The following is a 23,623-nucleotide window of genomic DNA, read 5'->3' on the forward strand; positions in this document are numbered from 1 at the left end:
TAATTCTAAAACCGAAAATATCAAATTTTTATCTGAACTCTCGAAATATAAACGCTATTTATGTCATATTTGACCATAATTATGTCATAAATGACAATACGGTAAGACGTTAAATTAGCTTAATATCGATTGATAACCAAATTTAATCAGTTAACGAGAATACTATGGCAGCAGATACGCTTATCAATGACTTTGAGTTACCGTTCCAATTATATGATGTATTGGGCACTGAAAATTTAACCAAGCATGCTAAGTTTGCAGAGCATAGCCGCGAAACGTTTGACGCAGTACTGGATACGGCCAATAAAATTGCGACCCAGTTATTTTTGCCACATAACCATGTAGCAGACAAGAACGAGCCACAGTTTGATGGCAAAAAAGTCAGCATGATAAGTGATGTAAAAGTCGCTTTTGATGCATTCCGCGAGTCAGGGTTCATCGCTGGTCGTTATAGTTTTGAAGACGGCGGTATGCAGCTGCCTGAAACGGTAATGACAGCCGTGGCAGGTTATTTTATGGCCGCCAACCCTTCAACCACTGCTTATCCATTTTTGACCACTGCTGCGATTAATGTGATTTCACACTTTGCCAGTGACGAGATTAAAGCCGCCTTTATGCCGCGCATGCTGACAGGTGAGTTTACTGGAACCATGGCATTAACAGAGCCACATGCAGGTTCGTCACTTGCTGATATAAAAACCACGGCGGTAAAACAAAACGATGGTTCTTATCGCGTTAAAGGCAGCAAGATTTATATCTCAGGCGGCGATCACGAACTGTCTGATAATATCGTCCATTTAGTGTTGGCCAAAGTGCCAGGTGGTCCAGGTGGCGTGAAGGGTATCTCTTTATTTGCTGTCCCCAAGTATCGTTTAAACGATGATGCATCGGTCGGCGAGCGCAACGATGTGCATTTAACGGGACTCATTCATAAACTGGGCTATAGAGGCACGACGTCGACGGCATTGAGCTTCGGTGACGAAGGCGAGTGTTATGGTTATCTGATCGGTGAAGAGCATTTCGGCCTGCGCTATATGTTCAAAATGATGAATGAAGCGCGTATCGCTGTCGGTTTTGGCGCGTCAATGGTGGGCTATCGTGGTTATCAGTATTCACTTGATTATGCCAAAGACAGAACGCAAGGCAGAATCGCCCCGAATAATAAACCTGAAGATGCGGCAACTGCTATCATCAATCATGGTGATGTAAAGCGCATGCTATTGGCGCAAAAAGCGTACTCTGAAGGCGGCATTTCATTATGTCTATATGGCTCAAACCTGATTGACCGTATTAATACCTGTGAAGACGAAACCCTAAAAAATGAGCTAACAGAGTTATTAGACCTGCTCACGCCAGTACTAAAAGCATGGCCATCTGAGTATGGGCCAAAAGCCAATGATTTAGGTATCCAAGTATTGGGCGGTGCAGGCTATACGCGTGAGTATCAGGCTGAGCAGTTTTGGCGTGACAATCGCCTAAATCCTATTCATGAAGGCACGAATGGCGTGCAGGCATTGGATTTGTCATTTCGTAAGTTATGGCAAAAAGGTGGTCTGGGTATTCAAATCCTCAAACGTGAAATTACAAAAGATCTAGAAAATATCACTACACCTGAGAGCGCTAAATTGGCAGGTAAATTGATGCCTTACATGGGTCACTTGCATGAAGTATTGGTGCATCTCAGCAAAGTTCTACAAACCGAAGAAGCAGTAACATTGACGGGCAACGCGCAAGCACTCATGAATATCTTTGCCTCGATTGTGCTGAGCTGGATTTGGATTCGTCAAGCGAGTAAAGCTGAGCAGCTATTAAGTACCACGCAAGATGCTGAGCAACAGAATTTTTATAAAGGCAAGATACAAGCGGCAAAGTATTTTATCGATTGGGAACTACCATTAGTTAAACGCGACATCGAATTATTAACCAATACCAACTCGGTTTGCACTGATATGCAAACAGACTGGTTCTAAGGACAACTCTAAGGACAGAGACATGACAAAAATGAATAAACAATGGCGATTAAAAGCAAGACCAGTAGGCGAACCTAGTGCCGAGACTTGGGATTATACCGAGACAGAAATCCCGACTATCACCGATGGTCAGCTACTGATTAAAGTTGAATACATCTCTATCGATCCGGCGATGCGTGGCTGGCTCAACGATGCCAAATCTTATATCGCACCAGTACAGATTGGTGAAGTCATGCGCGCTGGTACGGTAGGCGAAGTGATTGAAAGTAAGCATGAAAAATTTGCCGTTGGTGACTATGTTGCAGGTCACGATGGCGTGCAGTCCTATGCCGTCAGTGATGGTGCTAATCTGTATAAAGTTGATCCAAAACTGGCGCCATTGTCTTATTACTTGGGCGTACTTGGTATGCCGGGCATGACAGGGTATTTTGGTTTGCTAAAAACAGGTCAGCCAAAAGCAGGCGAGACTGTCGTTGTCTCTGGCGCTGCTGGTGCCGTTGGTAGCTTAGTTGGTCAAATTGCCAAAATAAAAGGCTGCCGCGTTGTTGGTATCGCGGGCGGCGCTGAGAAATGCAAATTCTTAGTTGATGAGCTTGGGTTTGATGCGACGATTGATTACAAAAACGAAGATGTGAAAAAAGCCCTGAAGAAAACCTGCCCAGATGGCGTCGATGTGTACTTTGACAACGTAGGCGGTGATATCTTGAATGACGTGCTCACACAAATAAACCTGCATGCGCGTATCGTTATTTGCGGTGCGATTAGTCAGTATAACAACACTACAGAAGTCAAAGGCCCATCGAACTATTTATCATTATTGGTCAATCGTGCCCGCATGGAAGGCATCGTAGTATTCGATAATATCAAAGAATATCCAGTCGCCATGAAAGACATCGCTGGCTGGATTCAGTCAGGTGATATGAAAGTAAAAGACCATATCGTTGAAGGTATCGAGACGTTCCCAGATACCTTGATGATGCTCTTTAACGGTGAAAACTTCGGCAAACTGGTACTTAAGGTAGAGGGATAGATCATGACACTGAATACAAACGGAATTGCATCAGATGTAACGGGCAAAAGAATTTTGATCACTGGCGGTGCCTCTGGTATCGGTGCAGCAAGCGCGCTATTACTAGCCAGTCGCGGCGCAAAAGTTGTGATTGGGGATATGGCAGAAGAGATGGGTGCTGCGGTTGCCAAGCAAGCTCAAGACGCTGGTAACAGTGTCGTCTTCAAAAAAGTAGACGTGACCAGTGGTGACGAAGTACGTGCGTTGTTCGACTTCGCAGTGGAAACGCTTGGCGGTCTAGATGTGGTGGTAAACAATGCTGGTATCGACCATAAGCCTTCGCCCATGCATGAGCTAAGCGATGATGACTTTGATCGCAATATCGCTGTTAACTTAAAAGGCGTTTGGCACTGTATGCGCGCCGCCGTCAACTGTATGCTACCTAATGGTGGTGGTCATGTGATCAACGTAGCATCTATTGCTGGCTTGCGTTCAGCACCGATGATCTCAGCCTATAGTGCGGCTAAACACGGCGTTATGGGTCTGACCAAGTCCGCTGCTCACGAGTACGCGCGCGCCAATATTCGTTTTAACGCGGTATGCCCAAGCTTCATCGATACGCCAATGGTACGCAATACCATGGCAATGATGGATGAGCGTACGCAGCAAGCAACCGTTAAGGCCAGTCCAATGCGCCGTCTGGGAGATGTTAATGAAGTGTCTGCCGCGATTGCGTGGCTTGCCAGTGATGAGAGTACCTTTATGAACGGTCATGCCTTTACCTTAGATGGTGGTATGCTAGCGTAACTGCGACTGTTGAGCGCTCATTATTTAATTCGTTAGTGCTCGATAATCGCTGTTAGATATGACAGCGATTATCTGCGTTTAGTTATCCAATTTTAGATACATGTTTTGGATAGATGAATTCAGCGCTCAAGAATGTTTGAAAATATAAAGTTGATAAAAATATAAGGAACAATGATGAAAGATTTATTTGATTTAACCGGTAAGGTCGCTTTGGTTACTGGCGCTAGCCGCGGTATTGGCGAATCTATTGCTCGTTTATTGGCATCAAGAGGCGCGCACGTTATCGTCTCTAGCCGTAAGATTGATGCTTGCCAAGCAGTCGCGGATAGCATCATCGCAGATGGTCACAAAGCGAGTGCCTTTGCTTGCCACGTGGGCGAGATGGCACAGATTGATGCGATTTTTGAGCATATCAAAAGCGAGTTTGGCCAAATCGATATCTTAGTTAATAACGCTGCAGCCAACCCATATTATGGTCATATCTTAGATACGGATTTAGCCGCTTTTGATAAGACGGTTGAGGTAAATATTCGCGGTTACTTCTTTATGTCGACAGCCGCTGGCAAAATGATGAAAGAGCAAGGTGGCGGCGTCATCTTGAATACTGCATCGGTCAATGGCTTGGTGGCAGGCGACAAGCAAGGCATCTACTCAATCACCAAAGCAGCGGTCATTAGCATGACTAAAGCTTTTGCCAAAGAATGTGGCCCACTCAATATCCGCGTCAATGCGTTGTTGCCAGGTTTAACAGATACCAAGTTTGCCTCTGCCTTGACGACCAATGATAAAGTCTTAAAAATGGCGCTACATGCTATTCCATTAGGACGTGTTGCAAATCCTGACGAGATGGCTGGTACAGTATTGTATCTAGTATCGGACGCTTCGAGCTATACCACAGGCGCGACTATCGTTGTCGATGGCGGTATGTTAGCTTAATCAGTAAAGCTACAGCATATAAGTTCAAGAACAGTTTACTATTAAGAACTGCATGAGATTAATTTTCATGCGGTTTTTTTGATTTTATTTTTGATCAAGTGTTTAAATACGCTTAGTGTCATTGCATCGATAAATGATCAATTTAAAGTAAAAATAGGCTGTGTAATGGCATAATAAAGCTGCTAACCGCTACTTGAACAATATAGGAATTAAGCATGAACTCAGTGACCAATCATAAAATAAATATAACTTATCAAAATAAAACATGGCTATTCGTGCCAGCGCCTCGCATCGACAGAGTAGCCAAGGCTTTTGCTAGTAGCGCAGATGCGGTTATTGTCGATTTAGAAGATGCCGTTGCGCCAGAAGATAAAGCAGACGCCCGCAAAGCATTGCAACAATATCATGACAGTGCAGATTATCAGCCGATTTGGGTACGTATTAATAAAGCAGGCAGTGAGGCATTTATAAAAGATATCGCGCTGTGTCAGCAGATGCCTAATCTTGTAGGAATTATACTGGCCAAGGCGGAGCAAGTATCAGATATTGAGCAAGCCTATCAAGGTACTGGCTTACCTATTATTGCACTCATAGAAAGTGCGGTTGGGTTGTATAACATTGATGCGATGGCTAAAGTGTCAGGCTTGGTCGGATTCAGCTATGGTTTTTTAGATTTATGCAATGATTTACAAGTGCAAGTAGGTACGGCGGCGGCCGATATTATTGCTAACCAGATTCGCTATCAATTAATACTGACTTCAAAAGTGCACCAATTGTCCCCACCGATTGATACTGTTTATCCTGATTTTAATGATGAGATAGGACTAAGCGCCCGAGTAAGTTTATGGTCACAGATGGGTATGTCAGGAATGCTGTGTATTCATCCCAAACAAGTAGCTGTCGTCCAGCAGGCATTAAAGCCGACTAACAACGCATTGTCATTTGCTAAGCGTGTGGTCGAAGAGTATGAGCGCAGTGGACAGGCAGTCTTCAAAATAGATGGTCAAATGGTAGATGCGCCAGTGATTGAGCGCAGCCATCAATTATTGAATCAACTACTGGCAAAGTAGCAGGGAAGCAAATAATGGTTTATTATTCACCATACTTATTTATGATTTAAAAAGAGCTCTATGATTTTTATCAGTAACAGTATTAGCCTGAATGACAGTGATGTCGAGATTAGTGCCATACGGGCACAAGGCGCTGGTGGACAGAATGTCAATAAAGTCTCATCTGCGATTCATCTGCGTTTTGATATCCATGCCTCAAGCCTGAGTGATGTGCATAAGCAGCGTTTATTAGACAGTAAAGACAGCCGAATCACCAAAGAAGGCGTGTTTGTGCTTAAAGCGCAGCAGTTTCGTACCCAAGAGCGCAATAAAATAGATGCCTTTGAGCGGCTGCAAAGCTTTATTATAAAAGCCACTCATGTCAATCAAACCAGAAAGCCAACTAAACCTAGCAGAAATGCTAAGCGCAAACGGGTGGATCAAAAAACCCAGCGCGGCAAAACAAAAGCCTTGCGCGGTAAAGTGGATTTTTAAATGGGTGGCTTATTTCCTATTTTTAAATGAACGAGAAAGCAAAATGCCAGCCCATTTAAGAGGCTGGCATTTTTTATAGTCTTATTTATTATCAGGTCTTTAGCTATCTCAGTCTTTTGCTTAACCAAGTCTTCTACTTAACTCGGGAAAGCGCTTTATCATAAATAACATCAATAGCAGTGCCACACTGGCGATAGCGGCGCCGACATAGCCCACACTCGATATGGAAATATGCGTTACTGCATAACCACCAAACAGCGCACCGGCGCCAATGCCTAAGTTAATAATCCCTGAGAACATTGACATCAGCATGTCTTGCGCCGTGACATCAACCATGATGACTTTGGCTTGCATAGAGATAATCAGCAGCATCAGCGCGGCGCCCCACAGTAATGCAATGAAACTCAGTGCCCAGATTGAGGTCACGGCAAACAATAGCACCAGCATAGATAGCAGCATTAATATGATCGATATCAGCATCAATCTGGTATTAAAACGATCACCCCAGCGACTAAAAATCACACTGCCCGCAATCCCAGCTACTCCAAATAATAGCAAGACAACAGTCGCGGCGTTTTCACTAATAGCACCAACCTGCCGCATAAAAGGCTCGATATACGAGTAAGCGGTATAGTGAGCGGTAAAGACCAGTAAAATAAGCAGATACAAACAAACCAATAAAGAGTTTTTGAGCAATTCTGGAATCTTTCTAAAGGAGCCTTCAAACATACTTGGTAGCGTGGGCAATAGCCTTGCTTGCAAGATAAAGACGATAAAAGCAATCACCCCAATACCGCCAAAGGTTGCCCGCCAGCCAAACCATTGACCGACCAAGCGTCCTAGTGGCACGCCAAGCACCATCGCCAATGAAGTACCGGTTGCAAGTACACTAAGTGCCAGTGCTTTTTTACCTTCTGGTGCTACGCGGATAGCAATCGCGGCGGTAATTGACCAAAATATCGCATGCGATAGCGCAATACCAACGCGGCTAATCAGCAATACATTAAAGCTCCAAGCAAATACTGACAACACATGGCTGGCAATAAAAACTACAAACAAGCCCAAAAGTAAGCTTTTGCGCTCAAAGCGGCTGGTGAGCAGCATCAATGGCAATGACATCGCCGCGACAATCCACGCATACAGCGTCAACATCCAGCCAGTTTCTGCTGTAGTGATGGAAAAATCTTGGGCAATGTCACTTAATAGGGCAACGGGGACAAATTCGGTGGTATTCATAATAAAGGCGCTGACGCCCATTAAGAATACTTGGAAATACTGAGTTCGGCGAGCATTTGCGCTCACCTCAAGGTTATGTTTCATATGATCCAATACAAATAAAGAAGGCGCTAATAGTGCAAATTAGCTGAAAAATAATTCATGAGTTTAAGAATAACGGCGGCATAGGTCGTAATGATGAAAAAGAGGAGGGCAAGATAGCAAATCAGTTGCGGTATGTGAGAGCCTATCATCAGACCCTACTATTTTATCAGGAATCGACGGTGTTTTTTGTAGGAAAGTCTTTAAAATTAGTGACCGAATAATTGGTTGAATGCTTAAGTAAATTCGATGCTGACATCAGTGTCAGTTACATAGTGCTTATAGTGAGGTATCGCTATTTACGCTTGAATATAGGTATGATGACGCCATAGGCTAGGAATGCCTGATAACGTGATTTTAAATAATCATTGATATTTTACTAGGGCGTGTCTTCATTTCAAAAATGGCGATAAAAATGAGATAAATTGCCGTCAAACAAGAAAAATAGCGTAGATAATATCGGGATATTAACCAGCTATTTGACGATGTTTGGCAAGATTTAGCCATTTTTAGCCCATTTAGATGACTATCGAGTGCATTGAGGACACGCCCTAATATGGGATAAAAGAAAAACAATCTATGAAAACAGACACCAATAAACCATTAGCCTTTAGAAGATACCCTTCAACAACGGCGCTGCAATGTTTTGAGACCGCTGCTCGTCATTTGAGTTTTACCAATGCCGCGCAAGAGATGCACATGACCCAAAGCGCCATCAGTAAGCAAGTGGCGCAGTTGGAGGAGATGCTAAACCTGTCTTTGTTTTATCGGACGCCGCACCGGATTTCATTGACCCCTGCTGGCAAGTCATATTATCTTGAAGTGTTAGAGATTTTAAAACATATCGAGGTGGCAACCACCAATTTGATGTCGCATAGCAGTAATACCGAGCTGCTAAAAATCGTCTCACATCCGACATTTTGTGCCCGTTGGTTGATTCCAGCACTCAGCGGCTTTAGTCAAGAACACCCCCTTATCAACCTAGATATCAAAGAATTAGTAGGTCCATTTTTTTCTGAAGACCAAAATGTCGATATTGCTTTTTTATATGGTGATGGCATGTGGGGTAACATGGAGGCCATAAAATTGTTCGATGAATATTGCGTTGCGGTCTGTCAGCCGCAGTATTTGCGAGATAAAACACTGAGCACCGAGTGTCTAGATGACTATGTCCTATTGCAAATAAGTTCACGCTTAAGTGCGTGGTATGAGTACTTTAAGCAACAAGATATCAGCGTCGATGGCACTTTTGTAGGTCCACGTTTTGAGACTTTTCATGCTTGCATCTCTGCCGCCTTACTTGGCTATGGTATAGCCTTGGTGCCGTTGCGTTTGGTTGAACCTGAACTGCAATCAGGCGCTTTGGTGCTGGCATGGGATTATGCGGCAAAGGGTCGCGGCAGCTATTATGTGACTTATCCTATATCTTCGGGACCATCGCATAAGGTCAAAGCAGTTTTAGAATGGATTACGGCTTATTTAACAATCTCAGATCAGCGTGAAAAGGCGTTAGGGCTTGCTTTATAATTTATATCTTATTATTTTATTCTACAAAGTTATCTGCTGTGAGAATTTAACACGCTAAACAAAAAAACTGCCTTGATACGCAGTTTTTTCGTTTTTAAAGGATTCGTTTAGGGAGCTAATTTACTGGTAATGACAAAAAGGAATGCCACCACAACTATTATTCGTTTGCTGCCTAAGTGATGTTTTGTTGAAATGAGTCTAACTCAAGGAAGAGATAGAGATTCATCATGGACAAGCTTTATAACGTGACCGATGCCTTTACGATGGTGCATCCGCTCACGCTCGTCAAAGGCAAAAATGCCAGAGTTTGGGACGACAATGACCGCAGCTATATCGATTTTGTTGGCGGTATTGGTGTTTTAAACTTTGGTCATTGCCACCCTCACATCGTTGAGGCCATCATCCAGCAAGCCCAGTCGCTGATTCACTATGCCTACAATGCGGCAGCGCATCAGCCGTATCAAACCTTTATGCCTCGATTGTCTGAGCTGGTGCCTATCAACGGCGAACTGGCAGGCATGCTCACCAACTGCGGCGCAGAAGCCACCGAAAACGCCATCAAGATAGCACGCCTTAAAACGGGTCGCACGGGTGTCATTGCCTTTGATGGCGGCTTTCATGGGCGCACACTGGCTGCCGTTAATCTCAATGGTAAGGTCGCGCCTTATAAGCGCGGGCTTGGTGCATTGGCCAGTGGCGTTTATCACATTCCTTTTCCCAGTCCCGATAACAATATCAGCGACGAGCAAGCGATTGACGCGCTCCAGCGTTTATTTATGGTAGAAACTGATATCGACAATATCGGTGCCATTATCGTCGAACCTGTACAAGGGGAAGGCGGTTTTCAATTGTTGTCGCCCACCTTTGCGCAGTATCTACGTAAGTTTTGCGATGAACACGGCATGTTACTCATCATGGACGAAATCCAATCTGGTTATGGTCGTACGGGTACGCCGTTTGCTTTTACCCATTTAGAAGTTGAGCCTGATCTTATTTTACTTGGCAAGAGTATTGCGGGCGGCTTGCCCTTAGGTGCAGTTATAGGCAAGGCTAGTGTGGTCAATGGTCTACCCAAAGGCAGTTTGGGCGGCACTTATTCGGGCAATCCAGTTGCTTGCGCCGCTGCCAATGCCACGCTTGATATCATGCAAGCCAATGACGTTTGGCAGTCAGCCAACCATTATGCCCAGACAATTGAGACGACCATCAGCCAATGGCAGCAAGAAGGTGTCTCGCCTTGGTTGTTTGGTCTTACCGGTATCGGTGCGATGCGCGGTATCGAGCTGCGCCATCCTGAGCATGATGTGCATCCAAGTGTCATGGCGCAGGTATTAACCAAAGCGCGTGAGCGTGGTCTACTGCTGATGCCAAGTGGGCAATATCGACATATCATTCGCTTATTACCGCCACTCACCATAGAACCTGACACCCTAAAAGAAGGGTTGGATATTCTAAAAGAGGTACTCATCGCGCTTCCTGATGGATTGCCTGCCGCTTAATGCTTAGGAACGTTTAAGAATGTTTAGGCGTGCTTAGGATTGATAGTGCATCGTCATAACCAAATGCTCGAAATCAAATACTTATTATTAAGCTAAAAATTTATTAACTCTATTACAAGGATGTTTATTTGTGAAAAATAGTAGCGTCAGTCCAGATAAGGATTTTATCTGCAGCGATGATATCCGCCATGATTTTTCTATGGCCATGTCAGCTATGTATCAGAACGAGGTGCCGCTATACGGTGACTTGGTTGATTTGGTCAGTGAGGTCAATACCGAAGTATTAACCTCACATCCCGATATTAAATCACAGCTGCTGCATACAGGCGAGATTGAACGTCTGAGTATGGAGCGCCACGGGGCGATTCGGCTGGGTACCGCAGCAGAGCTGAGCATGATGCGCCGTCTTTTTGCCGTGATGGGTATGCACCCTGTCGGCTACTACGATTTAGCGCCTGCTGGTGTGCCAGTCCACTCAACAGCTTTTCGCGCACTTGACTCGCATTCTTTGCATAAAAGTCCCTTTCGCCTTTTTACCTCGTTATTGCGTTTAGATTTGATTGTCGATGAAAATTTACAACAAGAAGCTACGGCCACACTGGCGCAGCGTCAGATATTCACTGCTGGCGTTATTGAGCTCATTGAGATTTTTGAGGCGCAAGGTGGCTTGACCACTGAGCAAGCAGAGCAATTTGTCCAAGAAGCGCTAGAGACATTTCGTTGGCATGATAAAACGCCGGTGGCAAAAGCGCTCTATCAGCGTCTACTAGATCAGCATCCACTTGTCGCTGATGTGGTCGGCTTTAAAGGTCCGCATATCAATCATTTAACGCCTCGAACCTTGGATATTGATGCTGTACAACAAGGCATGCAAGCCCGCGGCATACCTTCAAAAGCCATTATCGAAGGGCCACCGCGTAGAGCGTGTCCAATCTTATTAAGGCAAACCAGTTTTAAAGCACTACAAGAAGCGGTTGGCTTTAAAGTTGCTAATAATTCAGACGCTAGTCATGAAGAGTACGAGCAAGGGCACCATACCGCGCGCTTTGGAGAGATTGAACAACGCGGTGTGGCGTTAACACAAAAGGGCCGCGCGCTTTATGATGAATTATTGGCCGAAGCTCGCCGCCAGCTTGGTGCTACCCCAAATGAGGACAATGCGGCTCAATACAATCAAATTTTAACCAAGGTATTTACCGCTTTTCCTGATGATTATCAAACTCTACACGATGAGGGGCTGGCGTATTTTTATTACCAGTTGACGGATAGCACCCTTGATTCTGAGGACGGTCAAGCGTTGTTAGCCGTCACCTTAACCAATGATGACCTGAATAAAGTGCCTAATGCTAAGTTGACTGCTCTGATTAATGATGAAGTGCTTCGCATTGAACCTATCGTTTATGAAGACTTTTTGCCCGTCAGTGCCGCTGGTATCTTTCAATCAAATCTGCAGGAGGCGCAGCCAAGCCAATATGACGGTTACTCAAGCCAACAAGAGTTTGAGCGTGATTTAGGTTCCGCCATTTATGATGAGATGGCATTGTATGAAGCGATGCAAGCGAAAAGTCTTGAGCAGTGCCTGTCTAGTGTCAGTGTTTAGTAAAATTTAGCCTAGAAATATCTAGCGTATAGCCGACTTATTAGCACGTCATTCCAAAAAGGAATGGCTGCAAGAAATTTATTATTTTGCAACTTAGTAGGTAGCAGGGTAATTTTATAAGTCAGTCAAGGACGTAGTAAACCATTATACCAATATGCAAGGGATTGATTATGATTAAGCAATATATGTCTGCAATGGGCGTAGAAGAAGCACACTATCAAAATGGCGACTTTGAAGTCACCACCCCAATTGATGGCTCAGTCATCGGTAAAGTCACGTTAGATACAGTGGCTGACGTCGATACTAAAATCCAAAATGCCAAACAAGCCTTTCAAGAATGGCGTGTCGTTCCTGCCCCTAAACGTGGTGAGTTGATTCGTCTGTTGGGTGAAGTCCTGCGTGAGCACAAAGAAGACCTAGGTATCTTAGTATCATTAGAAGCCGGAAAAATTAAAGAAGAAGGTCTTGGCGAAGTACAAGAAATGATTGATATTTGTGACTTTGCCGTGGGCGTATCGCGTCAGCTTTATGGTCTAACCATCGCCTCAGAACGCCCGGGTCACCACATGCGCGAGACATGGCATCCACTGGGTGTCATCGGCGTCATCTCTGCCTTTAACTTCCCCGTTGCCGTTTGGTCTTGGAATACGGCATTGGCCATCGTTTGTGGCAACCCTGTCATCTGGAAACCTTCAGAAAAAACCCCCCTTGTCGCCTTAGCTTGCCAAGCGTTATTTGAAAAAGCCTTGGCAAAATTTGGTGAAGCACCAGCACATTTATCACAAATTATATTGGGTAAAACCGATATCGGTAATGCGTTGGTTGAAAACAAAGACATCGCTTTAGTCAGTGCCACCGGCAGTACACGTATGGGCCGAGAAGTCGGGCCAAAAGTCGCTGAGCGTTTTGGTAAATGCTTGCTTGAGCTTGGTGGTAATAACGCCATGATTTTGGCACCCACTGCCGATTTGGATTTGGCGCTACGAGGCATTCTATTCTCAGCAGTAGGAACGGCAGGCCAGCGTTGCACCACCTTACGCCGTCTGTTCGTTCATGAGTCGGTCAAAGGCGATATCTTACCGCGCGTTAAGTCTGCATACGAGACGGTGAGCATCGGTCATCCGCTTGAAAGCAATTTGGTCGGTCCACTGATTGATGAAGACAGCTTTAATAACATGCAAGCGGCGTTAGAAAAGGCTCGCAATACTGGCGGTAAAGTCACGGGCGGCGAACGGGTGCTAATGGATAAATTCCCCGATGCTTATTATGTGACCCCGGCGATTGTTGAGCTTGATGAGCAAAATGACGTAGCACGTAGTGAGACGTTTGCGCCGATTTTATATGTCATGCCTTATAAAGAATTTGACGATGCGCTAGCGATGCAAAACGATGTGCCACAAGGGCTGTCATCTTGTATCTTTACCAATGACTTACGTGAAGCTGAAACTTTCCTCAGCGACCGCGGTAGTGATTGCGGTATCGCCAACGTCAACATCGGCACCAGTGGCGCTGAGATTGGCGGCGCATTCGGCGGCGAAAAAGAAACCGGCGGTGGTCGTGAATCAGGTTCAGACGCATGGAAAGCTTATATGCGCCGTCAGACCAATACAGTCAACTATTCAACCGAGCTACCACTAGCGCAAGGCATCAACTTTGGCTAATAACAATGTGACGTGACGTGATGTGATGTGATGTGATGCTTGTTAAGTAGGCTCAGCGCTTATTTAGCAAGCCAATCATTCGCTATTTTGGTCGCCAATTATTAAGTATTTATTGTTTTAGTATGAAAGCCTGCGGAAGTGATGAATAACTATTCATGATTTCAAAAACAGGCTTTTTTACTCCCTTTGCAGTACTCTTTTCAGCGCTTTTTTAGCATTATCAGCAGCCATGGATTGGTTGTTTCCAATACTGTTATATCTATGAAAGCAGTATCCACTACTAAGGAAGGTAGGTATCTTATGATGGATGATAAACCTTATGACGAAGCTAAAGAGGGCTACGGTCCGTCTTCTAGTTTTTTATTAGATATTGCACCTCTGGTGTTGACTGCCATTATTCTAATGGTGCAGTTTTTTGTATTCAAAGATTTTACCCCTCATATTCCTTTAGCTTGCGGTATTTTAATCACCGGCTTGTTTATGAAGCTGCGTGGCCGTGACTGGGATGGCATGGAACAACGCTTTTTAAAGGTTGTTAAAATTGGTCTACCGGCCATGATTATCTTGATGGGCGTTGGTATGCTTATCGGCGCTTGGATTATCGCTGGTACCGTTCCCACGATTTTATACTATGGTTTTAGCGTTTTCTCTCCTTCATCATTCCTAGTTTCTGTCTGTATCATCTGTGCCATTATTTCTGTCGCAACCGGTACCTCGTGGGGCACGGTTGGTACAGTCGGTCTTGCCATGATGGGTATTGGGCTAGGATTGGGTATTCCGCCGTCACTAACGGGCGGTGCTATCGTTTCTGGTGCTTTTTTCGGTGACAAGATGTCTCCTTTATCGGACACCACCAATTTAACGCCAGCAGCGGCTGGTGTTGAGCTTTGGGATCATATCCGCGGTATGTTGCCAACGACTGTACCCGCCATGGTGACTGCATTGATTATCTATGCTTGGATTGGTATGGGTTACGGCGCAGAAAATGTCGATTTAACCTCAATTAAAGAAATTCAAACCTCACTAGCGGCCAATTATAACTTGAGCATAATTACGTTATTACCTGCTGTTGTCGTTGTCATCGCAGCGGTGATGAAAATGCCTGCTATTCCAACGGTACTGTCTGGTGTGGTGGTCGCAGGATTGGTCGCGTTTTTTATGCAAGGCGTGGGTGTGCATGACATTTTTACGGTCCTACAAAATGGCTTTGTCAGTGAAACGGGCTTTGCTGTCGTGGATCAACTGCTGTCTAAAGGCGGCATTATGTCGATGACGTGGGTCGTGACTTTGACCATTTTTGCTTTAGCATTCGTCGGCTCAATTGAGCATTACGGTACGCTCAAAGCCATCATGGCAAAAATTAATAAAATGGTGAAATCGAGATTTGGTTTAGTAATGACCACTTATGCCAGCACGCTTGGTGTTGGTACGCTCATCGGTGACGTCTATACCACACTGGTATTGCCAGGCCGTTTATTAAAAGACAAATATCAAGAAATGGGCTACAAGCGTACCACGCTTACTCGCTCTATTGAAGATTCCGGAACTCTGTTATCTCCGCTTATTCCTTGGAACATGGGCGGTAGTTTCGTCGCGGCAACACTAGGTATTGCGACACTCACTTATGCACCATTTGCCTTTGCTTGTTGGTTATCACCGCTATTTGGTTTGCTATGGGTGTTCTTAGACAAATTTATCCCCCGTGAAGAACCTATTGTTAATAACGACTCAAGCGCGCTCTCCACTGTAGATAACGTGTAATTTAGAAGGAATATAAGATGTTGCAAGAGCAATGTTTGTGGAATATGACCGCACCTATTATTGATACTTACAGCCAGATGAATAGCGACACCGAAGCGACTATTTGTATCATAGGCGGCGGTTATACAGGGTTATCGGCGGCGATTCATTTAGCAGAAAAAGGCGTCAAAGTTATCCTTTTAGAGAGTCATACGATAGGCAGTGGCGGCTCCGGTAAAAGCGTAGGGCTCGTCAATGCAGGTACTTGGGCGCGCCCTGATGATTTGAATATTGCGCTAGGTGAAGCGGCAGGTGAGCGTCTAACTGAAGCCCTCGGACAAGCGCCAACCTTAGTATTTGACTTAATCAAACGTTATAATATCGATGCCCAAGCCACTCAAGCCGGTAATATCCACATGGCACATAACGCTAAAGGTGAAGTCGATGTCGACATTAGATACGAGCAGTTGAGCCGCCGCGGCGCGAACGTTGAAGTACTAACCGGCAGCAAATGCCATGAATATTGCGGTACCAAAAGTATCAATAAAGCACTACTCGATCATCGGGCTGGTACCATAAACCCACTGGCTTATGTCAGAGGACTCGCAAAAGTAGCAACCAGTCTTGGTGTCACTATTTATGAGCATTCCGCTGTTGAAGCCTTAGAAAAGGTAGATGGCTATTGGTATGCAAGGACTTCTAAAGCGCGCGTGAAATCTGAGCGCGTCATTATTGCGACTAACGCCTATACCGAAGGCGAGTGGACAGAAATTAAAAAGACGTTTTATCTGGTGTATTACTATCAGATTGCATCTGAGCCGCTCAGCGGAGAAGCGGCAGACCGCATTTTGCCATACAAAACAGGAGCATGGGATACACGCTTGGCCTTGTCTAGCTTTCGCCGTGATGACGACGATCGCCTATTATTGGGAACGGTGGGTGGTACACAGCTTAAACCAAAATCCTTTTATCAATCATGGGCCAATGCGGTGCAAAAAAGCTATTATCCAGATTTGCCAGCATTTAAGTGGCAGTACGAGTGGACTGGTAGCTTTGGCTTCACGCAAGATCATATTTTTCGAGTCATGGAGCCCGACGAGGGCTTGCTGACAGCAACGGCCTATAATGGTCGCGGCATTACCACAGGCACACTAATGGGTAAGTGCTTTGCTGATTATATAATGACGGGTAATAGAGACAGTATTCCCTTACCATTTAAGACCTTAGAAGAGGCAAAAGTTTCTTTTGGCGGGATGAAATCTGGCTTTACTGAGTTGGGATTGACCTTATATCATGCAGGACAATGTCTAAAAATAATTAGGTAGCTTTGTTGAGTCATCGTCTGATTTTTTCTACCGTTTTTAAATATAAAGGTATTCAGACTTTGACGGCGATAGAGAGACCGTAACAATCGTATGATTACCAAAGCGTATTAATATCAGTATTTATTTTCTATTATCTGATATGCTATCATCTTTAAGTCATTATCGTGGGTTTAACAGTTTTGTCATTGCCAGCCATTATCGTTATAAATGGTGGCGTACAAACCTTGCAACTTCCAGCACGATATAAAACAATTCTGGTAAAGCGCATGAGCCTGTACTCCGACATCCTCATTTGTGCCTGATTTTATTTGCCTATTTGGGCGTATTTCACCCTTTTTCGTCGGAGTTACAGGAGTCTAAGGTGTTCAATATCATGAGCCACATTGCTAACCAATCCAAATATACCCGTCATTATCATCCACGCCATCTTCTTGCCCAGTATGCGATCAATCAGATAGCGACACTTGAGCTGCGTTCGCAAGATATTGTCAAAGCCATGGGCTATCCTATCAAGCATACCATCCCTGCTTGTGAGCGCCTACGTCATGTATTATCGAATAAATACCTTGGGCTTGATGGCAGCTATATGGATAAATATTTTACCGCTGAAGAATTTTTAGCCGTGCTATTTTCTGTGCTGGATATCCCTCATACGCCGTTTGCAGAAGACATTGCCCAGATCAAAGATGCTGCTGTGCACGCTCAGCATGATAATAAAAATTCATCCTATGGCAGTGTAAGCAATGCCTATCAACAGATGAGTGAACAAGATTATGAAATGGTTGATAGATTAGAAAAATATAAGCTAAAAAAATCTAAGGAATGTTAATTTTTAAGCATTAGTTTTTAAGCATTAAGTAAAGCCTCACTGCAAAGTGAGGCTTTTTTCGTTGTGATCTTTTATGGTGAAATTGAAAAATTGGCTGGTATGAATACTTCATAATATCGTACAAGTTATTGTATATCGAACTGACTATACATCAGGCTTGGATATGGCTCGCCATAAAATCACGAATAACGCATCAAACTCTGCATTAATGGGTGTATCGGTCTGGCGGATGATATGCATCAAGCCAAGACGACTGATAAAACCCATAAACACATCAAAAAGTATATAAAGGGGCACGGTGTCATTTAGTACTCCGCGGTTTTGACCATCTTCTAATACATTCAAAAATGCGCCAATCAGCTCCTTATTTTCATAAATTGCAATATTACGTATACGCGATGCCGATACCGAAGACAGCACCATCACGGCATCAGGATGCGAATCTACAAAGTCAAAACAGACCCATAATGTCTTGCGCAGCCGATCTTGCACGCTATCAATGCCTTGCAAATGATCCATGATGCGCGCCGCCAACCTGCCTAATACAATATCCATGATGGTATAAAACAGTGTTTGCTTATCACCAAAATATTTATACAGCGTCTGTAGTGAGACATTGGCAGACTTTGCAATCTGCGCCATGGTCACCTCATTAGAGTCAAAACCTGCAAACACTTTACGAACGGCTTTTTCAATTTTTTCTAAAGTAGCAGGGCGCATATCGGATAAGGGTGCCAAGGCGCGGGTTTCAATCGTGCTAGGTATCTGGCTCGTGGTTTTCATCGTTGGTTTCGTAGCTCCTTTACGGTAGGTATTTTTAGATAGCTCATGCTTGAAATAGTACATCATTTAAGGATTAATAAGATAAAAGTAAGTTGGGTAATTTTAATTACTATTATTATTTAATTGGTTGCGCATTGTCTTTTACTGTCCTAGTATAAGTTTTGTATGATATTAAAGATAAAGAATGCTTAGATTGTATATAACGGTAATTAAAATTACCATAAGTAATATGTTTACACTCAATAGTATTTTATATTAGGGCGTGTCCTCGTTTGAATTGAGGACACGCCCTAGCCATTATCAACTTCCCCTCGTCAAGGACAGACAATATGAGTATTGAAAAATTCACCCCGAACTGGATGACTGAAGAGCACCAGATGGTGCATGATAGCGCGCTTAAAATGTTTCAATCGTGGGAGCCAAAGGACGAGCAGTGGCGCAAAAACGGCATGATTGACCGTGCCGCGTGGGAAGAGGCGGGCGCGATGGGTTTCTTATGTGCATCGATTCCAGAGGAATATGGCGGCGGCGGTGGTGACTTTGGTCATGAAGCGGCGCTTCTTTATGCGCAGGCTGAGGCTAATCAATCCGGATTCGGCGGCATGGTGCATTCAGGTATTGTCGCGCCTTATATCTTGAGTCATGGTACGGAAGCGCAGAAAAAAGAATGGCTACCTAAGATGGCGACCGGTGAGTATGTGGCTGCGATTGCTATGACCGAACCGGGTACTGGCTCAGATTTGCAGAACATCAAAACCTACGCCGTAAAAGACGGTGATGATTACGTTATCAATGGCTCAAAAACCTTTATTACCAATGGTCAGCATGCCAACCTAATTTTGCTCGCCTGCAAAACCGATCGTGAAAAAGGTGCGCAAGGTGTCTCCCTTATCGTGGTAGAAACGGACAAAGTAGAAGGGTTTGAGCGTGGTCGTAATCTCGATAAAATTGGTCTGACCTCACAAGATACTTCGGAGTTATTTTTCAGCAATGTACGTGTGCCGCAAACAAATCTATTGGGCACTGTCGAAGGCATGGGTTTTATTCAAATGATGCAAGAGCTGCCACGCGAGCGTCTAATTATTGCTTTAACGGGCGTTGGTGCGATGAAGCTGGCGATTAATTTGACCCTAGAGTATGTCAAAGGTCGTGAAGCCTTTGGTAAGCCTATTTGGAAGTTTCAAAATACACGCTTTAAAATGGCAGAATGCTACGCTGATTATCTCGCTGCTAGCACGATGTGTGATGCCGCTGTCGATGCCATGTTAGAGGGCAAATTAACCGTACCGCAGGCGTCTTTGATTAAATATTGGGTGACGCAAAAGCAATGTGATGTGATAGACGAATGCGTCCAGCTGTTTGGCGGTTATGGTTATATGACGGAATACCCAATCGCTCGCCTATATGCTGATGCACGAGTACAAAAAATCTACGGCGGCACCAATGAAATCATGAAAGAGCTGGCGTCACGCTTTATGTAAGCGGCTGATTTGCTTTTTGGTTCTACTTCTGATTCTAAGAAATAGATTATTTTGCCATCATCCATCATGGTTATTTATTTAAAAAATAAAAAGGGAATTTTTATGACTGAGACTGCTTACATTTATGACGCCATCCGTACCCCGCGCGGCAAAGGCAAAAAGGATGGCTCTTTGTATCAGGCATCACCGATTTGGCTTGCCCGTACCTTGTTAAAGGAAATGCAACAGCGCCACCATTTGGATACCAGTTTGGTTGATGATGTGGTGTTTGGTTGCGTGACGCCCATTGGCGAGCAGGGTTCTGATATCGCCCGTATAGCCGTTATTGATGCTGGCTGGGCGCAAAGTGTGGCAGGTGTCACTTTATCTCGGTTCTGTGCCTCAGGTCTGGAGTCTATCAATCTGGCCGCTGCCAAAATTATGTCAGGTATGGAGGACATGGTGGTTGCAGGCGGCGTAGAATCGATGAGCCGCGTGCCGATGGGCTCTGACGGCGGGGCATGGTATATGGATCCACGGGTTAATGAAGCGACGCATTTTGTCCCGCAAGGCGTTGGCGCGGATACCATAGCGACGTTAAAAGGCTTTAGCCGCACCGATGTTGATGCGTTTGCTACCGAGTCACATCGCCGCGCCGCGCATGCTTGGGAGCAGGGCTATTATGATAAATCGGTCGTTCCCGTCACGGATATCAATGGCATGACGTTATTGGATAAAGACGAAACCATTCGTCCTAATACCAATATCGAAACCTTAGCAGGTCTTAACCCTTCTTTTATTATGCCGGGTAAGATGGGCTTTGATAGCGTTATCTTGGACAGATATACCACCATTGAAAAAGTAAATCACGTGCATCATGCGGGCAATTCGTCAGGCATCGTCGATGGTGCTGCTATTTGCTTAGTGGGTAGTGCTGCTGCAGGTCAAAAGGCGGGTTTAAAACCACGTGCCAAAATTACGATGGCTGCAGTCATTGGCTCAGAACCCGCCATTATGCTGACAGGGCCAACGCCTGCCTGCCAAAAAGCGCTCAAAAAAGCAGGTATGCAAGCTTCAGATATAGACTTATGGGAAATCAATGAAGCCTTTGCTGCCGTTCCGCTGAATACTGCCGATGACTTCGGACTCTCGCTTGATATCGTCAATGTCAATGGCGGCGCTATCGCTATGGGTCATCCACTTGGCGCAACGGGCGCGATGCTCATGACGACTGTTCTTGATGAATTAGAACGTCGCGATCTAAAAACCGCGATGATTACGCTCTGTGTCGGTGGTGGTATGGGCATCGCTACTATCATTGAGCGCGTATAGTGCTGATAGCGCTAATAGATTTTAGTGATTGTCATTAGTTTCTAGTGACTGATATCGACATAGAATAATATAAAAAGGACTTAATATGAGCACAAACAGCGTAGACGCCATCAATGCATTGAACCACTTTTCTGCCGAATCTGATAATGGAATTATTACAGTTACTATTGATCAAGCAGATCGTAAGATGAATGTCATCGGCGATGGCTTCACCGATAGTTTTGCAGTGATGACTGACAGCTTTATTAACGACGCATCCGCCAAAGGTTTGATTTTAACCTCTGGCAAAGAAACCTTTGTGGTCGGTGCTGATATTGATCAGTTGGCTAATATTAAAACTGCTGAACAAGCGTTTGAGCTGGTCGAAGACCTGAAAGCTAGTTTACGCAAACTAGAGAAATCAGGTAAACCTGTCGTCGCTGCCATGACTGGAACGGCGCTTGGCGGTGGTTTGGAGTTGGCATTGGCTTGTCATTATCGTATCGCGATTGATGCTCCTAAAACTAAATTGGGTCTACCTGAGGTCAAATTGGGCTTGCTGCCGGGCGGCGGAGGTACTCAGCGTTTACCGCGATTGGTTGGTATTCAATCAGCTTTAGAGCTTATGACGCAAGGTAAAGAGCTGCGTCCAACGGCTGCTAAATATATGGGTTTAATTGATGCCGTTGCCACTGATAAAGCAGATATGCTCAAGCAGGCGACAGACTGGATTAACGCCAATCCTGAGGCGCAGCAACCATGGGACAAAAAAGGCTTTAAAATCCCGGGCGGTGATAGTCAACATCCCAATGTCGTGCCAATATTTTCTGTCGCGCCTGCCATGGCCAATCAAAAGTCACACGGCAATTATCCAGCCATTACTCACATCATGTCTTGCGTGTTCGAGGGCTGCTTAGTGGATATTGATACGGGACTTGAGCTTGAGTCGCGTTATTTTGCGGCTTGTGTGCTGTCTGCTGAATCTAGAAATATGATTAATACACTTTGGACGCAGTTAAATAGTATTAAAAAAGGTCAATCTCGTCCGAATGGTTTTGAGCATTATCAAACTAAAAAGGTTGGTATTCTCGGTGCTGGCATGATGGGCGCGGGCATTGCTTATGTCACTGCAAAGGCGGGAATCGATGTTGTACTCATTGACACTGAAATAGCAGATGCTGAAAAAGGCAAAGCATATTCTGCCACTATTTTAGATAAAGATATTAGCCGTAGGCGCTCCACGGAAGATAAAAAACAAGGGTTATTAGATCGCATTAAGCCAACCGTGTCTTATGAGGATTTGGCAGACTGTGACCTGATTATCGAAGCGGTGTTTGAAAATCGCGACGTTAAAGCTAAATGTACTAAGCAGAGTGAAGCAGTGATTCCTAATACTGCTGTCTATGCATCTAATACCTCAACACTGCCCATTACTGGATTGGCTAAAGCCAGTACGCGTCCCAATCAATTTATTGGATTACATTTTTTCTCCCCAGTTGACAAAATGCCGTTGGTTGAGATTATCATGGGCGAGCAAACAGATGACACTACTTTAGCAAAAGCCTTTGATTATGTGCTACAAATCGGTAAAACACCTATCGTCGTCAATGACAGTCGCGGTTTTTATACCTCACGGGTATTTAGCACTTACGTATCAGAAGGCGTGGCAATGTTAGGTGAAGGCGTCCATCCGCGCAGCATCGAAGTTGCTGGCATGAAAACGGGCATGCCTATGCCGCCGCTAGCATTGCAAGATGAGGTATCATTAAGTCTGGCGCTGCACGTGAGTGAACAGCAGCAGCTAGATATGGATGCCGAAGGGAAAACGGCTGCTGTGCGTCCCTCGTACAAGATACTAAAAACACTGGTCAAAGAATACAATCGCGAGGGCAAAAAGAATGGTAAAGGCTTTTATGAGTATACCGATAAGGGCGACAAATACTTGTGGCCTGAGCTGATGAATTTATACCCAGCAAAATCAGAGCAGCTTGCTCAGCAAGATTTAATCGATCGTTTGATGTTTATCCAAGCCAACGAATCTGCTAAATGTTATCAAGAAAACGTCGTCCGCTCTGTCGCTGATACCAATATAGGCTCCATTTTTGGTTGGGGTTTTGCGCCACATCAAGGTGGTACGCTACAGTTTATCAATTCGATGGGATTAGAGGCGTTCATCACCCGTAGCCGTGAACTCGCGGCTCAATACGGTGAGCGTTTTGAGCCAGCACAGATTGTGCTAGACATGGCAGATAAAGGTGAGGTGTTTTCTGATGACTGAGCTGATGGTTAATTCTACGATTCATTC

At 44.7% G+C, this 23,623-nt stretch carries 18 protein-coding genes; 16 read left to right on the forward strand and 2 right to left on the reverse strand.

The genetic code is table 11. The annotated features are described in order from the left end of the window. Positions 1–164 precede the first annotated feature (164 nt). The 6 genes from JMX82_RS09055 to arfB all read left to right on the forward strand — a co-directional run bounded on the left by JMX82_RS09055 (position 165) and on the right by arfB (position 6,266). Complete coding sequence (locus tag JMX82_RS09055) at positions 165–1,970, forward strand: acyl-CoA dehydrogenase (protein WP_201540294.1); 1,806 nt, start codon at positions 165–167, stop codon at positions 1,968–1,970. A gap of 22 nt (positions 1,971–1,992) precedes the next feature. Next, the gene (locus tag JMX82_RS09060; RefSeq protein WP_201540295.1) at positions 1,993–3,000 is read left to right on the forward strand and encodes an NADP-dependent oxidoreductase; all 1,008 of its coding nucleotides are present in this window, start codon (positions 1,993–1,995) and stop codon (positions 2,998–3,000) included. 3 nt (positions 3,001–3,003) lie between these two features. Then, entirely contained in the window at positions 3,004–3,786 is a 783-nt protein-coding gene (locus JMX82_RS09065; RefSeq protein WP_201540296.1) for an SDR family NAD(P)-dependent oxidoreductase, read from the forward strand. A gap of 171 nt (positions 3,787–3,957) precedes the next feature. Then, a complete protein-coding gene (locus tag JMX82_RS09070) occupies positions 3,958–4,722 on the forward strand; it encodes an SDR family oxidoreductase (RefSeq protein ID WP_265089046.1) in 765 nt (254 codons plus the stop codon). A 215-nt stretch (positions 4,723–4,937) separates the two neighbouring features. Further along, positions 4,938–5,792 (forward strand): HpcH/HpaI aldolase/citrate lyase family protein, encoded by an 855-nt coding sequence (locus JMX82_RS09075; RefSeq protein ID WP_201540297.1) that lies wholly within the window; start codon positions 4,938–4,940, stop codon positions 5,790–5,792. A gap of 60 nt (positions 5,793–5,852) precedes the next feature. Then, a complete protein-coding gene (arfB, locus tag JMX82_RS09080) occupies positions 5,853–6,266 on the forward strand; it encodes an alternative ribosome rescue aminoacyl-tRNA hydrolase ArfB (protein WP_201540298.1) in 414 nt (137 codons plus the stop codon). 120 nt (positions 6,267–6,386) lie between these two features. On the opposite strand, the gene JMX82_RS09085 is transcribed toward arfB, so the two are convergent. Next, complete coding sequence (locus tag JMX82_RS09085) at positions 6,387–7,586, reverse strand: sugar transporter (protein WP_201540299.1); 1,200 nt, start codon at positions 7,584–7,586, stop codon at positions 6,387–6,389. A 576-nt stretch (positions 7,587–8,162) separates the two neighbouring features. Between JMX82_RS09085 and JMX82_RS09090 the strand changes: the two genes are divergently transcribed. From JMX82_RS09090 to JMX82_RS09120, 7 genes are all read left to right on the forward strand, one after another. After that, positions 8,163–9,110, forward strand: coding sequence for a LysR substrate-binding domain-containing protein (locus JMX82_RS09090; protein ID WP_201540300.1), 948 nt, complete (start codon positions 8,163–8,165; stop codon positions 9,108–9,110). A 227-nt stretch (positions 9,111–9,337) separates the two neighbouring features. Next, entirely contained in the window at positions 9,338–10,609 is a 1,272-nt protein-coding gene (locus JMX82_RS09095; RefSeq protein WP_201540301.1) for an aspartate aminotransferase family protein, read from the forward strand. Positions 10,610–10,808: 199 nt separating this feature from the next. Then, entirely contained in the window at positions 10,809–12,209 is a 1,401-nt protein-coding gene (locus JMX82_RS09100; RefSeq protein WP_413786767.1) for a VOC family protein, read from the forward strand. Positions 12,210–12,379: 170 nt separating this feature from the next. Further along, entirely contained in the window at positions 12,380–13,870 is a 1,491-nt protein-coding gene (locus JMX82_RS09105; protein WP_201540303.1) for an aldehyde dehydrogenase family protein, read from the forward strand. Positions 13,871–14,170: 300 nt separating this feature from the next. Further along, complete coding sequence (nhaC, locus tag JMX82_RS09110; RefSeq protein ID WP_201540304.1) at positions 14,171–15,631, forward strand: Na+/H+ antiporter NhaC; 1,461 nt, start codon at positions 14,171–14,173, stop codon at positions 15,629–15,631. A 17-nt stretch (positions 15,632–15,648) separates the two neighbouring features. Beyond that, positions 15,649–16,935, forward strand: a complete 1,287-nt coding sequence (locus JMX82_RS09115; RefSeq protein ID WP_201540305.1) for an NAD(P)/FAD-dependent oxidoreductase — start codon at positions 15,649–15,651, stop codon at positions 16,933–16,935. Positions 16,936–17,308: 373 nt separating this feature from the next. Continuing rightward, complete coding sequence (locus tag JMX82_RS09120; protein WP_201540306.1) at positions 17,309–17,764, forward strand: hypothetical protein; 456 nt, start codon at positions 17,309–17,311, stop codon at positions 17,762–17,764. A gap of 144 nt (positions 17,765–17,908) precedes the next feature. On the opposite strand, the gene JMX82_RS09125 is transcribed toward JMX82_RS09120, so the two are convergent. Further along, a complete protein-coding gene (locus JMX82_RS09125) occupies positions 17,909–18,547 on the reverse strand; it encodes a TetR/AcrR family transcriptional regulator (protein ID WP_201540307.1) in 639 nt (212 codons plus the stop codon). A gap of 329 nt (positions 18,548–18,876) precedes the next feature. On the opposite strand from JMX82_RS09125, the gene JMX82_RS09130 reads away from it, so the two are divergent. The 3 genes from JMX82_RS09130 (at position 18,877) to JMX82_RS09140 (ending at position 23,596) form a co-directional block, all read left to right on the forward strand. Continuing rightward, positions 18,877–20,028 (forward strand): acyl-CoA dehydrogenase family protein, encoded by a 1,152-nt coding sequence (locus tag JMX82_RS09130; RefSeq protein ID WP_201540308.1) that lies wholly within the window; start codon positions 18,877–18,879, stop codon positions 20,026–20,028. Between the two features lie 102 nt (positions 20,029–20,130). After that, entirely contained in the window at positions 20,131–21,339 is a 1,209-nt protein-coding gene (locus JMX82_RS09135) for an acetyl-CoA C-acetyltransferase (RefSeq protein ID WP_201540309.1), read from the forward strand. Positions 21,340–21,424: 85 nt separating this feature from the next. Beyond that, a complete protein-coding gene (locus JMX82_RS09140; RefSeq protein ID WP_201540310.1) occupies positions 21,425–23,596 on the forward strand; it encodes a 3-hydroxyacyl-CoA dehydrogenase NAD-binding domain-containing protein in 2,172 nt (723 codons plus the stop codon). Positions 23,597–23,623: the final 27 nt, after the last annotated feature.

Origin of the sequence: Psychrobacter sp. 1044 (assembly GCF_904846525.1) — a bacterium.
Taxonomy (GTDB): Bacteria; Pseudomonadota; Gammaproteobacteria; order Pseudomonadales; family Moraxellaceae; genus Psychrobacter.

What these genes read in the sequence shown, in the direction of transcription:
- JMX82_RS09065 (WP_201540296.1), top strand. Translation starts at nt 3,004, where the DNA reads ATGACACTGAATACAAACGGAATTGCATCAGATGTAACGGGCAAAAGA.
- JMX82_RS09140 (WP_201540310.1), top strand. Translation starts at nt 21,425, where the DNA reads ATGAGCACAAACAGCGTAGACGCCATCAATGCATTGAACCACTTTTCT.
- JMX82_RS09135 (WP_201540309.1), top strand. Translation starts at nt 20,131, where the DNA reads ATGACTGAGACTGCTTACATTTATGACGCCATCCGTACCCCGCGCGGC.
- JMX82_RS09120 (WP_201540306.1), top strand. Translation starts at nt 17,309, where the DNA reads ATGAGCCACATTGCTAACCAATCCAAATATACCCGTCATTATCATCCA.
- JMX82_RS09060 (WP_201540295.1), top strand. Translation starts at nt 1,993, where the DNA reads ATGACAAAAATGAATAAACAATGGCGATTAAAAGCAAGACCAGTAGGC.
- JMX82_RS09100 (WP_413786767.1), top strand. Translation starts at nt 10,809, where the DNA reads ATGGCCATGTCAGCTATGTATCAGAACGAGGTGCCGCTATACGGTGAC.
- JMX82_RS09055 (WP_201540294.1), top strand. Translation starts at nt 165, where the DNA reads ATGGCAGCAGATACGCTTATCAATGACTTTGAGTTACCGTTCCAATTA.
- arfB (WP_201540298.1), top strand. Translation starts at nt 5,853, where the DNA reads ATGATTTTTATCAGTAACAGTATTAGCCTGAATGACAGTGATGTCGAG.
- JMX82_RS09115 (WP_201540305.1), top strand. Translation starts at nt 15,649, where the DNA reads ATGTTGCAAGAGCAATGTTTGTGGAATATGACCGCACCTATTATTGAT.
- JMX82_RS09130 (WP_201540308.1), top strand. Translation starts at nt 18,877, where the DNA reads ATGAGTATTGAAAAATTCACCCCGAACTGGATGACTGAAGAGCACCAG.
- JMX82_RS09070 (WP_265089046.1), top strand. Translation starts at nt 3,958, where the DNA reads ATGATGAAAGATTTATTTGATTTAACCGGTAAGGTCGCTTTGGTTACT.
- JMX82_RS09090 (WP_201540300.1), top strand. Translation starts at nt 8,163, where the DNA reads ATGAAAACAGACACCAATAAACCATTAGCCTTTAGAAGATACCCTTCA.
- JMX82_RS09085 (WP_201540299.1), bottom strand. Translation starts at nt 7,586, where the DNA reads ATGAAACATAACCTTGAGGTGAGCGCAAATGCTCGCCGAACTCAGTAT.
- JMX82_RS09095 (WP_201540301.1), top strand. Translation starts at nt 9,338, where the DNA reads ATGGACAAGCTTTATAACGTGACCGATGCCTTTACGATGGTGCATCCG.
- nhaC (WP_201540304.1), top strand. Translation starts at nt 14,171, where the DNA reads ATGATGGATGATAAACCTTATGACGAAGCTAAAGAGGGCTACGGTCCG.
- JMX82_RS09125 (WP_201540307.1), bottom strand. Translation starts at nt 18,547, where the DNA reads ATGAAAACCACGAGCCAGATACCTAGCACGATTGAAACCCGCGCCTTG.
- JMX82_RS09105 (WP_201540303.1), top strand. Translation starts at nt 12,380, where the DNA reads ATGATTAAGCAATATATGTCTGCAATGGGCGTAGAAGAAGCACACTAT.
- JMX82_RS09075 (WP_201540297.1), top strand. Translation starts at nt 4,938, where the DNA reads ATGAACTCAGTGACCAATCATAAAATAAATATAACTTATCAAAATAAA.